General features: G+C 41.1%; 12 protein-coding genes. 6 read left to right on the top strand and 6 right to left on the bottom strand.

Going from position 1 to position 14,413, the window contains the following annotated elements; genetic code table 11:
• The 3 genes from ABYD77_RS03215 to ABYD77_RS03205 all read right to left on the bottom strand — a co-directional run.
• Positions 1–398, bottom strand: a 398-nt coding sequence (locus tag ABYD77_RS03215; protein WP_372766944.1) for a DUF58 domain-containing protein, incomplete at its 3' end; no start/stop codon positions are given.
• A gap of 8 nt (positions 399–406) precedes the next feature.
• Complete coding sequence (locus ABYD77_RS03210) at positions 407–1,363, bottom strand: AAA family ATPase (RefSeq protein WP_372766942.1); 957 nt, start codon at positions 1,361–1,363, stop codon at positions 407–409.
• Between the two features lie 214 nt (positions 1,364–1,577).
• Positions 1,578–1,781 carry a hypothetical protein gene (locus tag ABYD77_RS03205; protein ID WP_372766940.1) on the bottom strand — a complete coding sequence of 68 codons (204 nt, stop codon included), beginning with the start codon at positions 1,779–1,781 and terminating at the stop codon, positions 1,578–1,580.
• A 285-nt stretch (positions 1,782–2,066) separates the two neighbouring features.
• Between ABYD77_RS03205 and fadI the strand changes: the two genes are divergently transcribed.
• From fadI to ABYD77_RS03190, 3 genes are all read left to right on the top strand, one after another.
• Positions 2,067–3,377: an acetyl-CoA C-acyltransferase FadI gene (gene fadI / locus ABYD77_RS03200; protein ID WP_372766938.1), complete on the top strand. Its 1,311-nt coding sequence runs from the start codon at positions 2,067–2,069 to the stop codon at positions 3,375–3,377.
• Between the two features lies 1 nt (position 3,378).
• Positions 3,379–5,511, top strand: a complete 2,133-nt coding sequence (gene fadJ, locus ABYD77_RS03195) for a fatty acid oxidation complex subunit alpha FadJ (RefSeq protein WP_372766936.1) — start codon at positions 3,379–3,381, stop codon at positions 5,509–5,511.
• Positions 5,512–5,611: 100 nt separating this feature from the next.
• On the top strand, positions 5,612–5,815 hold the full coding sequence (locus ABYD77_RS03190; protein WP_274763374.1) for a hypothetical protein: 204 nt from the start codon (positions 5,612–5,614) through the stop codon (positions 5,813–5,815).
• A gap of 22 nt (positions 5,816–5,837) precedes the next feature.
• Here ABYD77_RS03190 and ABYD77_RS03185 read toward each other — a convergent pair whose 3' ends face one another.
• Positions 5,838–8,087 (bottom strand): EAL domain-containing protein, encoded by a 2,250-nt coding sequence (locus tag ABYD77_RS03185; RefSeq protein WP_372766934.1) that lies wholly within the window; start codon positions 8,085–8,087, stop codon positions 5,838–5,840.
• Between the two features lie 46 nt (positions 8,088–8,133).
• Positions 8,134–10,869 (bottom strand): insulinase family protein, encoded by a 2,736-nt coding sequence (locus tag ABYD77_RS03180; RefSeq protein ID WP_372766932.1) that lies wholly within the window; start codon positions 10,867–10,869, stop codon positions 8,134–8,136.
• 198 nt (positions 10,870–11,067) lie between these two features.
• Here ABYD77_RS03180 and sixA point away from each other — a divergent pair, with 198 nt between their 5' ends.
• Positions 11,068–11,553 (top strand): phosphohistidine phosphatase SixA, encoded by a 486-nt coding sequence (sixA, locus tag ABYD77_RS03175; RefSeq protein ID WP_372766930.1) that lies wholly within the window; start codon positions 11,068–11,070, stop codon positions 11,551–11,553.
• Between the two features lie 45 nt (positions 11,554–11,598).
• Here sixA and smrB read toward each other — a convergent pair whose 3' ends face one another.
• Positions 11,599–12,138, bottom strand: a complete 540-nt coding sequence (smrB, locus tag ABYD77_RS03170; RefSeq protein ID WP_010560682.1) for an endonuclease SmrB — start codon at positions 12,136–12,138, stop codon at positions 11,599–11,601.
• Positions 12,139–12,231: 93 nt separating this feature from the next.
• Between smrB and prmB the strand changes: the two genes are divergently transcribed.
• Positions 12,232–13,164: a 50S ribosomal protein L3 N(5)-glutamine methyltransferase gene (gene prmB, locus ABYD77_RS03165; protein ID WP_372766928.1), complete on the top strand. Its 933-nt coding sequence runs from the start codon at positions 12,232–12,234 to the stop codon at positions 13,162–13,164.
• Positions 13,165–13,240: 76 nt separating this feature from the next.
• Positions 13,241–14,341 (top strand): chorismate synthase, encoded by a 1,101-nt coding sequence (gene aroC / locus ABYD77_RS03160; RefSeq protein ID WP_010560680.1) that lies wholly within the window; start codon positions 13,241–13,243, stop codon positions 14,339–14,341.
• Positions 14,342–14,413: the final 72 nt, after the last annotated feature.

Raw genomic sequence — 14,413 nt, 5'->3', positions numbered from 1 at the left:
GCGCTCCAAGCAACGAGTGCACTTAAATGTGCAGCTTGCACAGATTTTAAAAGCAGTTGAGAGCCAAAGATCATACTGTCGCTAAAGTCCGTTAAGATAAAAACAGGGCGTTCTTTTTCTTCCTGAAATAGCTTTGTGTGCGCAATGCCAGTGCGAGCGGTTACACGCCAATCAATTGCGCGCACATCATCACCTGGTTGGTAGTGCCTTACCTCGGCAAATTCCATTCCACGTCCTTTGTGCGGAGCTAAGTATTGCCCCGCATTTGGGTGTTTAACTTTGCGCTTTGGCGATAACTCAAGCAAAGTGGTTTTATTGTGGTAAGCCATTAACTCATTGAGTGAAAGTGCCACACCATTACTTTGTAATTCAGCGAGTTGTGCAGAGTGTGTGTTCATAATATATGTTAAGGCGCGACCACACGTGCAATAATTTCTGCTAATACATCGTCTTTACTTACCCCATCGGCTTGAGCTTCATAAGACAAAATAATGCGATGACGTAGCACATTAGCAAATACGCTTTGAATATCTTCAGGTGCGACAAAATCACGGCCTGCAAGCCATGCATGGGCACGAGCACAGCGATCCAGTGCAATTGTTGCACGTGGACTGGCGCCATATTCAATCCAACGACCTAGCTCAGGGCTTAATTTTTCAGCCTGTCGCGTTGCAATAATCAGTTGTACAAGATAGCGCTCAAGTGGTTCTGATAAATGTAAAGACAATACCTGCTTGCGCGATTCAAACAAGGTTTCTTGCGAAATTTGCGGCGCTTTTACCTGCTCTTCAGCAAGGGCTTCGCCACGTGTTAATCGCAAAATGGCTAATTCATTTTGTGCATCCGGGTAATCAATATTGAGATGCAATAAAAAACGGTCGAGCTGAGCTTCCGGCAGCGGGTAGGTGCCTTCTTGTTCTAGTGGGTTTTGCGTTGCCATTACTAAGAAAAGATCAGGTAATGGATAAGTGTTTTTACCCACGGTAATTTGCCTTTCGGCCATGGCTTCTAACAGTGCTGATTGCACTTTTGCAGGCGCACGGTTAATTTCATCGGCAAGTACAAGGTTATGAAATAACGGACCTGCTTCAAAGACAAACTCACTCGTTTGCTGGCGGTAAATATCCGTTCCTGTGATATCTGCCGGCAATAGATCTGGGGTAAATTGTACGCGTTGGAAATTACCTTCGACACCTTTTGCTAAGGCATTTACCGCACGTGTTTTTGCAAGCCCAGGCGGGCCTTCTACCAATAAATGGCCATCGGCTAAAAGTGCTAATAATAATGCTTGAGTAAGCTGTGGTTGGCCAATGATTTGGCTGTCTAAATAATTTTGTAGCTGAACAAACGCTGATACCGCCATGTTAGTCGCTATCCTTATTGTTTTAATTGGCTTAAATAGTTCTTAACCGCTAGATTATACTTAAGCTGCCTTGTAAGCCAAGCGCTTAAGTTAATAAATGTATCCGAAAAATCGTGTGTAGCTAGGATGGTGTTGGTAAGAAAAAGTTCAAAAAAAGCTGCACCAAATGTGCAGCTTTTATTATGTATCGATTCGGCGTATTTCAAAGGTCGTGTTAAGCGCCTTCGTTGCTGCCTTGCTCTTGCTGTAATTTACGGTATTTTAAACCATCGATTACAAGTTCAAGAATTGGGCGTTTCCCACCATTATACCAATTGTTTGCAGTACGTTTACTGAGCGCACCTTGGGTTTGGTCAGAAATAGTGTTAGCGGTCCATTGCGTGCCTAGCTCCATTTTAATGTATTGAGTTAGCTTCATAGCGTTCTCCATCTAACGTGTTTTTAATGAGGAAATTGTTGCTTTTGTTGTGGTTAAAAAATAGCTTTCCAGCGTAATCCTTTGTTTTAATTTGTGATTAAATGTTATTCAGTGAGAAATAAATGGATGTGTTTGAACTACACTTAAGCTTGGCTTTGCATAACACGTAATTGTATAGGGAGAGGCAATGGAAAAACTTACGCTTTGCTATTGGCAAACACAGATACCTTGTTTAGAATCAATAAACTTGATAACAGGTCAGACCTGTAACCAGAGGAACAACCTATGTCTGAACAAAATATACTAAAAACAACAAAAGGCGACCGTATTGCCGTTGTCAGCGGATTGAGAACTCCATTTGCTAAGCAAGCAACTTACTTCCACCACGTACCTGCATTAGATATGGGTAAGATGGTTGTAAATGAAATGCTTGAACGCATGAATCTTGATAAAAATGAAATCGATCAGCTGGTTTTCGGGCAGGTTGTTCAAATGCCAGAAGCACCAAATATTGCTCGTGAAATTGTACTGGGTACTGGCATGCCAGTATCGGTGGATGCATATTCTGTGTCACGTGCATGTGCAACTAGCTTCCAAGCAGTTGCCAACGTAGCCGAATCAATTATTGCAGGTTCGGTAAATGTGGGTATTGCTGGTGGTGCGGACTCATCATCAGTGTTACCGATTGGTGTAAGCAAAAAATTAGCAGGTAGCCTTGTTGATTTAAATAAAGCACGTACCTTTGGTCAGCGTTTTAAAATTCTTTCTAAATTACGCCTTAAAGATTTGTTGCCAGTTCCGCCTGCAGTTGCTGAATATTCAACGGGTCTTTCAATGGGTCAAACCGCTGAACAAATGGCGAAAACTCATAATATTAGCCGAGCTGATCAAGATGCAATGGCGCATCGCTCTCATACTCTTGCTGCAAAAGCGTGGAATGATGGCTTACTAACAAATGAAGTAATGACCGCTCACGTACCGCCTTACAAAGGTTTCCTTGATCGCGATAACAACATTCGTGAAAACTCAACAGTTGAAGGCTACGCAAAATTACGTCCGGTATTTGACCGTCAACATGGTTCGGTAACGGCTGCAAATGCAACCCCACTTACTGACGGTGCGGCAGCAGTATTAATGATGAGTGAGTCTAAAGCGAAAGCGTTAGGCTACCCAATTTTAGGCTATATTCGCAGCTTTGCGTTTAGCGCAATTGATGTACATGAAGATATGCTAATGGGTCCTGCACACTCAACGCCAATGGCACTTGATAGAGCGGGTATCACGTTACAAGATCTTGATTTAATTGAAATGCACGAAGCATTCGCAGCACAAGCACTTGCCAACATGAAGATGTTTGGCTGTGATAAATTTGCAAAAGAGAAGCTAGGCCGTTCAAAAGCAATTGGTGAAATTGATATGGATAAGTTTAATGTGAACGGTGGTTCACTTGCTTATGGTCATCCATTTGCGGCAACAGGCGCACGTTTAATTACGCAAAGCTTAAATGAATTAAACCGTCGTGGCGGCGGCCTTGCATTAACAACAGCATGTGCTGCAGGTGGTTTAGGCGCAGCATTTGTTCTAGAGGGAGCATAGTATGACAGTTGAACAAGCGAACTCAGTTTTTGATTTTACAGTGAATGATGACAACATTGCGATTGTCACCATTGACGTTGCAGGGGAAAAGATGAATACCCTGCGCGATAGCTTTGTTGATGACCTTAATGCGGTAATCAAACAAGGTATTGAAAAAAATATAAAAGGTATGGTGTTTATCAGCGGTAAGCCGGATAACTTTATCGCAGGTGCTGATATCAAAATGCTTGATAACGCTAAGACCCGTGATGATGCGCTGTATTTATCACAAACATGCCACAGTGTTTTTACTGATTTAGTAAAACTACCTTTCCCAACCGTTGCAGCTATGAATGGTGCAACACTGGGTGGTGGTTTGGAGTTTGCACTTGCGTGTGACTACCGCGTAGCAAGTGATGCAAGCAACACTAAGTTAGGCTTACCAGAAGTACAACTTGGTTTATTACCAGGTGGCGGTGGTACGCAGCGTTTACCAAAACTGGTAGGTATTCAAAAAGCACTTGAATGGATGCTTACAGGTAAACAAGTACGCCCTAAACAAGCTAAAAAAGCGGGCTTGGTTGACGACGTTGTACCTAACAGCGTGTTACTTGATGTTGCGCTTAAGTTTGCTGTAAAAGGCAAGCGCAAGAGCATTAAGCCTAAGCTAAGTAAAGTATCTCAATTGCTTGAATCAAACCCATTCGGGCGCAACATTATCTTCAAAAAAGCCACTGAAAATGTGGAGAAGAAAACAGGTGGGCATTACCCAGCACCATTTGCAATCATCAAAGCTGTTCGTGCAGCCGCCGAAATGGCACCTGCTAAAGGCTATGAAATTGAAGCACAAGGGTTTGCTGATCTGGTAATGAGTAAAGAATCAAAAGCATTGCGCGGTATTTTCTTTGCTACTACTGAAATGAAAAAAGAGTGGAACGAACAATCTCAACCAACAGAAAATGTTGCTGTGTTAGGCGGTGGTTTAATGGGCGCTGGCATCGCACATGTGAGTGCATGTAAAGCGGGTGCGCGTGTACGTGTTAAAGACATTGCTCAGAAGGGTATTTCAGGCGCACTTAACTATAGCTTTAAGATTTTAGATAAAAAGCAAAAGCGTCGAATTTTATCAAAAGCAGAAGTACAGCTTCAGATGGCTCGTATCACAGGTGGTACCGATTACGCAGGTTTTGAAAATACTGATATCGCTATCGAAGCGGTATTTGAAGATTTAAAACTGAAGCAAAGCATGGTTGCTGATATCGAAGCAAATTGTAATGAAAATACCATTTTTGCATCGAATACATCATCACTGCCAATTGGCCAAATTGCTGAAAATGCTGCGCGCCCTGAAAACGTAATTGGCCTTCACTACTTCTCGCCAGTTGAAAAAATGCCACTGGTGGAAATTATTCCTCACGAGAAAACAGCGAAAGAAACCATCGCTCGCGTTGTTAATTTTGCGCGCAAGCAAGGTAAAACGCCGATTGTGGTTAAAGACAAAGCCGGTTTTTACGTAAACCGTATTTTAGCGCCGTACGTTAACGAGGCGGCAAATTTATTACTTGCTGGTGAGCCAATTGAGAAAATCGATGCAGCGTTAGTTGAGTTTGGTTTCCCGGTAGGCCCGATGACATTACTTGATGAAGTGGGTATTGATATCGGCTCTAAAATTGCACCAATTCTTGAAAAAGAGCTGGGTGAGCGTTTTAAAGCGCCTGATGCATTTTCACGTTTAATTGATGCTGGTCGTTTAGGTCGTAAAAGTGGTCGAGGCTTTTTTGTATACGATAAGAAAGACAAAAAAGTGGATGAGTCGATTTACGAACTATTGGGCATTAGCAAAAACCCACGTTTGAACAAAGAAGAAATTGCTGAACGTTGTGTGGCACAAATGCTCAATGAAGCAGCACGTTGTTTAGATGAAGACATTATCGCAAGTGCTCGAGACGGTGATATCGGTGCAATATTTGGTATTGGTTTCCCACCGTTCCTAGGTGGTCCATTTAGCTATATGGACTCGTTAGGTGCAGGGCACCTTGCGTCGCGTTTAGCAACGTTTGCAGAGCAAAATAAACACTTTACACCGTGTGAGCCATTAATCGCGATGGCTGAAGCTAAAGAGGCGTTTTATACGGAGCAAGCAAGCGTAAGCTAGTCTAATTATTTAGTATAAATTTCACCCTGAAAGCTCAATTAATCATCGATTTTTTGAGCTTTTTTTTATACTATAGCGCCCCTTTTGTTCAATGAGAAAAATGATGTTGTGGTACTTGCTCGCTTTATTGGTCATTAATGGTTATTTGAGTGCAGTTGTTGCAGGGCGCTTCGGTTTAGTTGGTAAACGTTGGGCGATTGCTGGGTTATTAACTGGACCAGCTGTTTACAGTGTAATCAATGTAAAGCAGCGAATGTTACTGAGAAAGTCATTAGGGTTTGTTTTCACACGCATCAGCGCATAAATGAATTACCTAGTACTTAAAGTTATTGCACTAAGCTGAGTTTTACTTCTTTTTCTATTTCGCGGTGAGGTTGGTGTACTTTTTTACAATGCTCTAACAAGAATTGTTCGAATTGTTCATGAGACAGTGGTTTAGAGTAAAAGTATCCTTGTACCGTGGCACAATTTAGCTCTTTTAATTGATCTACTTGGTCTGCATACTCAACGCCTTCAGCAACCACAGACAAGCCTAAGTTATGGGCAATCGTCACGATTGAATCAACCATGTTCTTGCCTTTCTCATTACCCATATCGTCAATAAAGGCTTTATCCACTTTAAGCGTATTAAGCGGGAACTGTTTAAGATAGGCGAGCGATGAATAACCGGTACCAAAATCATCAATGGCAAGGTGAATACCACGAGCACTTAGTGTATTCATAATACGAATGGCATCTTTAGGATCTTCCATGATAGTGCCTTCGGTGATTTCAAGCTCTAAGTAGTAAGACGGGAGTCCTTCACGTTTAAGTATTTTATCGATGCTACCAATGAGATCTGGCTGCATAAATTGCTTTGCTGAAAGATTAACGGCGACACGACCATCAAATAACCCCCGGTTAATCCAGTCTTTAACATCTCTACAGGCTTTTTCTAGAACTACTTCACCAACTTCTACAATTTGTCCGGTTTCTTCTGCAATTGGAATAAATTGCGCAGGACTTATTAAGCCTTTATTGGGAGTAATAAAACGTACCAGCGCTTCCATGCCAACAAGTGCGCCGCTATTAATGTCCATTTTGGGTTGGTAGAAAACTTTGAAATGATCTTCTTTCAAGCCATATCGAATTAAGTTTTCGATTTGTAGACGTTTAACCGCTTGGCGGTTCATCGCATCATTGAAGAAGAGATAACGGTTACCGTGCTGTTTAGCGTGGTACATTGCAGTATCGGCGTTTTTAAGCAGTAGTTCTGGGGTGTTGCCATCTTCAGGGAAGAGTACAATACCGACGCTTGAGGTAATAACCAGCTCATGCCCTGACATATGAAAGGGCGCCTCAATTAGGGCTAAAAAGCTTTTTGCAGCCTGGGTAATAGTATGAATGTCATTGGTGTTTTGCATAACAAGTGCAAATTCATCACCGCCCAAGCGGTAAAACTGATCGCGCTCACGGGTGCGTTTAGATAGGCGAGATGCCAAACGACATAATAAAATATCACCTGCATGATGACCTAGACTATCGTTAATTTTCTTAAAGTTATCTAAATCAAACACTAATAAAGCATGGCGATTCTTACTGCTTACTAGAGATTTCATATTAGTGAAAAATTGATTGCGGTTTGGCAGGCCAGTAAGTCGGTCACGATTAGTGAGTTTTTGTAATGCTAATTCGGTTTGTTTGTTGTCAGTTATATCATTATAAACGGCTATATAGTGGCGAAGATTACTTTTTTTATCGTCAATTCTGTCTATCGATAATGAGAAATAGGTGTTTTGCTTATTTTTACTAAGTGTCAGCTCTTTATGCCAGTGAGAGGTATTTTGAATGGTATTATAGAGCTGTTGGGTTTGCTGCTTATCGTGCCCTGATAAACGATAAGGCATTCCAATATGGTTGGCCGCATTACCGCCAAAATAATTTAAATAGGCTTTATTAACTTCAACAATGCTAAAGTGTGCATCAAATACAACAATTGGGTCGGATAAGTTTTCAATACAGTTGGCCAATAAATTGAGGCGCTCTTGAGTCTGTTTTATTGAACCGATGTCTTTAACTGTACCCATCATTCTAAGAGGTTTAAGATTAGAATCAGTTTCGATTACACGGCCTTTATCGAGTACCCAGCGCCAATTACCTGTAGCATCTTTTGCACGATAGCTTGCTTCAAAATGAGGTGTTTCTCCTGAAAGATGCTTTTTAAGCGTTTCTTCAACATAAACAATGTCAGAGGAATGAATATTGGATCTATTGGGGGGGAAGTCTTGAGTATGGTCAATGGCATTAAACAAGCCATCGTTAATTCGTTCTAAACGATGTTCACTAATATGCCAATCCCAAACAGCATCACCACTGGCTAATATACTATTTTTAAAGCGGTGTTCAGAACGTTTAAGAGCAATTTGAGATTTTCGCAGGCGCAGCACAGCCACAAGTGCAACCATAAGGCTCAAGGTGGCGAGCGCAAGTGGTACTAACAACTTGGAGTCTAGCAATGTGGGTTGGTGAGCATAGCTTGCAAAAGCAGTAAACAAACCAGTAAACCCAGCAATTATTTTTATTGTGTTTTTGGGCATTGGCTTAACACATAGAGTACAACCTCTCTACACTAAGGGATTGTTACTAACGTGTCAAAGCTTGTTTCTCTGTTTCGGAATTAGTTGCTTGTTTTAGCATCTTTTTTTCAGTTTTTAGTTCAAGACGTGTGCTATTTTCAGCAAATAAGCGTTTGGTATAGCTAACTAATTGCGCTTTACTCAGTTGCAATAACGCTGTTTTTAACTGCGCTTGCATATCAAACTGGCCATCACCATTGCCGATTGCGAGCCAAAAACGTTGCGATTTCAAACGCAGGTTTTTATCTTTTTCAACAATTTGCATCATCAATGCTTGTTTCGCCTGCTCCCAATCATCAGCATCCATGGTGTTCAATTTAAGATGATAATTAGTCAAAAAGTGGTTGCTGTGTTCTATAAGAATATCTGAGGTGACCTCAGGTGACTGAATATAAAATGCAATACCTGCACGGTTATTTAATGGTGCAAATCCAGAGCCGACAAGATAACCAAGTTGCTTTTCAGTACGCATATCATGAAAATAGTCTTGGCTAATTAAATGATTTAGTGCCATCAAACGGATCTTTTCACTTATTGAATCATTATTTGCTTGAAAGTAACTCACAATTGCGTGATCAGGATGAGGTACTACGTGGGTTTGCATAGCAGGGGCCGCTAATGTCATGATCGGGCGATTTAAATTTGCAATTGTCGTTTTGCCAGAAAATTTTTGTTGTAACATGGCAATACAACTATCAGCTTCAGCTGCTGTCCAGTTGCCATGCATTAAAGTTTGGCAATGTACTGCTTCAAACAATTGGTTACTAAACTCAATAAATTCAGAGAAGCTTATTTGCTCAATTGCTTCAGCTAATTTTAATGGGGTTGGATTCCATGGCAACAGAGTCGCACTTAGCTCTGAAAATAACAGGCTTACAGGTTTATTTTGGTTGCCATTTTGCCAATGCCTAACAAGTTGTCGTTGGTATTCATAAAAACGGATAGCATCAAATTTACACTTCAAGAGTTCATCAAGAATTTCATTTATCAGTTCGATTTGATTACCACTTAACCCCCAAGTATGCAGTGTTAAGCCACCTTGGTGAGCTGATAATTGGTAATTTATGCCAGCTAATTCCGCAGGATAAAATTGCTCAGCGACTTTATCCATAAATAAGTCAGCAAAAAGCCGCGTCATCGCCATATTTTTAATGCTTTCGACAGTTTTTTTACTGTCTAGTGCTAGGTAAAAATGACCTTTAGCTACTCTAAAGGTGGTATCTTGCTTAAACCAAAATTCAAATTCGTTGCTTGATGCGCGTTTTTCGGGTGTTTTATGTTTGTGCACAATGTCATGTAGCACCACAGGTTTAGCCAAATAGGGGTTCGTTGACGGCAGTGTTAAATCAACGGCACTGGCATCCTCTTTTTCAAGAGATGATAGCCACGGTGATGGAATGCTTTTAACACTATAAGGTGTTGCATACCATTTCGCTTGAGAGTCTGTCGGTACATTTGGATGAATGTGAATTAAACGCATGTTTTGGGCATTTAACAGTGATAACACCTTATCAAACTTCGCGCGCTCAAAGCCTGTCATGATGTAATCACCATAAATCAAATGCTCGTCTGGGTAGTGGTGCATATTCACACTTAAACTATTAACCCAATCCAATACACGAGACTTTTCTTGATTGTTAAAAGCAATTTCCATCAAGGCCTTTTTATCTTGATAGAGCTGCTCTAACAAATTATTTTCAGCACGGGCGATCAGCTGTAGATATCTAAATAGGTATTCAACAATGGCGGTTTTATGATTTTCGCCTTCATCGGTTAATGCGATGCTAATATTAAAATCTTTAAAATTACTACCATTAATGCCGCCACCTGCACTAAGACCGTTGATCCAACCTGCTTTTTTAAGTAGTGAATACAAAGAACCAACGCCTTCATAGCCAATTAAATGGGCGATAAAACTCACGGTTTTTTCACGATAAAAGTTATCAATGCTAGGCAGCGCAAAAGACACAATCAGCTTTTGCATATGCTTGTGTGGTTCAATAAAAATCGACTTTTGTATATGCTCTGGTAAATACAGGGGCTCACTAACGGCAGGTTTTAAATTGTTTGGGTCGCCATTTAAACAACTAAACAGCTGCCTAATTTTAACTTGCATTAGTTCACAAGGCATATTGCTTGAAACTACTAAAGTCATATTTTGAGCTTGATATTGCTGAGTGAAAAAGGCACGAATTTCCTCGCTTATACACTCATTTTGATTACTCAGTGTTTGATGATTACCTACTGAAAATTTGGCAAAAGGATGTGCATTGTTGCACGTTTCTTTGTGTACTTGATAAATACGACGCGAATCGTCTTTCAGCTTTAATTTAAATTCTGCATCAATGGCGTTACGTTCTTTTTCACAGGCTGAAGGTAAAATAAGTGGCGCATGAAAAATATCGGCAAATTGCCCTAGCGCTTGTAAAAAATGGTCGTTAAGTACTTCGAAGAAGTAACTTGAATGCTCGGTGCCTGTCCACGCATTACAGTTACCACCATGGTGAGAGAGAAACTGCGAGAAAGAACCTGGTTCTGGGTATTTTTCCGAACCTAAAAACAGCATATGTTCTAAGAAATGCGCTAAGCCTTGACGATTAATTGGGTCGTCAAAATGGCCACAGTTTACGGTGAGTGAAGCTGCAGATTTATCGCTGGCATGGTCTTCAATCACAAGGATTTTTAGACCATTGTCCAGTTTTAGGGACTGATAAATTCTGCTATCATTGCTACTGGTAATCAATGTTTGCTCCGTATCTAAAAAAGAAAGAATTATCGCGTTTAATTGCGAATAGAGTGGATCAGGAAGCAACACAGCTTAACTAAAAACTACCTGAGTTTTTATTGCTTTAAAGCTAATATAGCGGACATATCATAGATTTGGCTATAGCAAAGTCGTTATTTTTTGTAGTTTTCGGATTAAGTTCTTACAGGCATTGTTATGAAAAAAATTTTTATTATGCGTCATGGTCAAGCACAGTCTTTTTCCCAGAGTGATGAAAGCAGAATGTTGACAGAATTAGGCCGCCTTGAAGCTCATTCAATGGCCAAAAAATTACAGCAAGATTGTCAAATAGATGCAATCCTAACAAGCACTTATGTGCGAGCAAAGCAAACAGCAGATATTGTTGCAGCAAAGCAAGAAAGCATTCGCTATCAAGAGAGTTTTGACGATTTTATACCAAGTGCTGATGCAGAAAATGCTGCTGAATTAATTAAAGCTATGGTGAGTTACAAACCTAATTTAAATAACTGGATTTTAGTTGCTCACATGCCTATTGTAAGTTACATCGTAGAGCAATTTTGCCCTGACAATATGCCTGTATTTGCAACAGCAGCGGTCGCAGAAATTCATTATAATGAAGAGTCTGGATTGGCTCAATTAGTGGCCATGCATTTACCAGATGTGGATGAAAAAGCTTCTTAAAACAAAAAATGACTCAATTGAGTCATTTTTATTACCTGAAAAACATTAGCGGAAAAACGGGTCTTCTGGAATATCAACCAAAATAAGTAACGCGCCACGCCCTCCATATTCAAGCGGCGCTTGATGAATAGCCAGCACATCAGGGTGTTGTACTAAATAATGCGGCACTTTGTGTTTTAACACGCGCTCACCAACACCTGTCACGATGCATGCACAGCGTAAATGACGCTTTTTACACGCACTGATAAGGCCTGCTAACTCCAGCTTTGCTGTCTCTTTATTCATGCCATGCATATCTAAAATAAGTTCAGGAGCAAAGTCACCACGGCGAAGTTGTTTGGCTAAATAGCTATCCGCACCGGGTTTAACAAAGTTAACGGTACCCGATGTATCTATGTCTGGAATATATTCATCCGAGAAATAAAACTCAGCATCGAGCTGTTTTACCTTGGTATTGGTAGTCTGCTCAGGTGCTTTTTGCGCTTTTTTAAAATGAACCGTATCTTGGCTTATTTTTTTTGAGCCAGACATTTCACTGCGAAAAAGGGCAATGTCATCATCGGAAAGTGAGTGATCTTTTTTCATGGCGCGATTGTATCCAAAAATATGTAAAAAACCTAGAGTATTGCGCCTTTAAACCGTTACAATAGTGTTTTTAAACACTAGTGAAACTGGATTATGGAACAGGCATTTTTAGATTCGGCAATGCAAACAGAAGCCGTTACTGAGCTCAATACAATTAATGATTGGCTACGTTGGACAACCAGTCAGTTTGCAGCGTCAGGTATTTTCTTTGGTCACGGTTCAGATAACCCGTGGGATGAAGCTGTACAGTTAATTATGCCAGCATTAAGTTTGCCTATTGATGCGCCAAAAGAGCTCGCAACCAGCAAACTGACCACGTCTGAAAAAGAAACGCTGGTGTCGTTAATTGCAACGCGCATTAATGAGCGTGTGCCTGTTGCTTACTTAACAAATCAAGCTTATTTTGCAGGTCTACCATTTTATGTTGATGAGCGCGTATTAGTGCCGCGTTCACCGTTTGCTGAGCTTATCAATAAAAAGTTTGATACTTGGCTCGACCCAGAAAAAGAAGTTACCCGAGTTTTAGATATGTGCACAGGCTCGGCATGTATTGCTATTGCACTGGCACAAGCATTTGAAAATGCTGAAGTCGATGCCGTTGATATTTCGTTTGATGCATTAGAAGTTGCGGATATTAATATCTCAAATTACCAGTTAAACCATCGTGTTTTCCCAATTCAATCGGATGTATTTTCGGGTGTGCCGGGCCAAAAATACGATTTAATTGTGGCAAATCCACCTTATGTTGATGCCGAAGACATGGGAGACCTGCCAGACGAATTCCATCACGAGCCTGAACTAGGTCTTGCTTCCGGTGAAGATGGTCTTGATGTTACTCGTACATTATTAAATGAAGCGGCAGAGCATCTAACTGATAGCGGTTGGTTATTTGTTGAAGTGGGTAATTCTATGGTACATATGGAAGCGCTTTATCCTGGCGTGCCATTTGAGTGGATTGAGTTTAAACACGGCGGCTTAGGCGTGTTTGCAATTAATAAACAAGATTTAATTGCGCATTTAGGGTAATCACTAAGTAAAAAACGCAGTTTGGCGGCACTGTATCTACCAACGCTGCCATTTGGGAATGAGGAAATGAAACATTATGGCCGGAAATAGTATTGGTCAATTATTTAAGGTGAGTACCTTTGGCGAAAGCCATGGTATTGCACTGGGCGGGGTGGTTGATGGTTGCCCGCCAGGGTTAGATATTTGTGAAGCTGATCTACAAATCGATTTAGACAGACGAAAGCCTGGGCAAAGTCGTTACACCACGCAGCGCCGCGAAGAAGATGCCGTTAAAATTTTATCGGGTATCTTTGAAGGTAAAACGACAGGCACGAGTATTGGCCTGCTTATCGAAAATGGCGATCAGCGTTCAAAAGATTATTCAAAAATTGCTGATGTGTATCGTCCAGGTCATGGTGATTATACTTACTGGCACAAATACGGTATTCGCGATTACCGTGGTGGCGGTCGCTCGTCAGCACGCGAAACAGCCATTCGTGTTGCCGCAGGCGCAATTGCTAAGAAGTATTTAAAACAATTTCATGGTGTTGAAATTAATGCGTGTTTATCGCAACTTGGGCCAATTAAAGCAGAACAATTTGATTGGTCTGTGGTTGAAGAAAACCCATTCTTTTTTCCAGATAGCACTAAGCTAGAAGCGCTTGATGAATATATGCGCGCGCTAAAAAAAGAAGGTGATTCAATTGGTGCCAAAGTCACTGTGGTTGCGAAAAATGTCCCTGTGGGCTTAGGTGAGCCAGTGTTTGACCGTTTAGATGCAGAAATAGCCCATTCACTAATGAGCATTAACGCAGTAAAAGGTGTTGAAATTGGTGATGGTTTTGAAGTGATTGAACAAAAAGGTTCAGAGCATCGCGACACCATTACCCCTGAAGGCTTTACTTCAAATCACGCAGGCGGTGTACTTGCGGGCATTTCAACCGGGCAAGATATTGTGGCATCTATTGCGCTTAAACCAACATCGAGCATTACTGTGCCGGGTAAAAGCATTAATACGCAAAACGAAGCGGTTGAGATGATCACCAAAGGGCGTCATGATCCGTGTGTGGGTATTCGTGCGATCCCAATCGCCGAGGCCATGTTGGCAATCACCCTGATGGACCACTTATTGCGTCATCAAGGGCAAAACAAGCATGTAAATGTGCAGCCTGGCCCAATTCCAGGGCAAGCTGAATAATTACCGTAGATATTTAAAAAAGGGGCTATTTCAGCCCCTTTTTATTTTTGCTAAAATGCCAGCAATTTTTTG

The organism is Pseudoalteromonas sp. (assembly GCF_041629635.1).
GTDB lineage: Bacteria > Pseudomonadota > Gammaproteobacteria > Enterobacterales > Alteromonadaceae > Pseudoalteromonas.
Note: the sequence above shows the minus strand (reverse complement) of the source record. Positions and strands in the feature narration are given on the sequence as shown.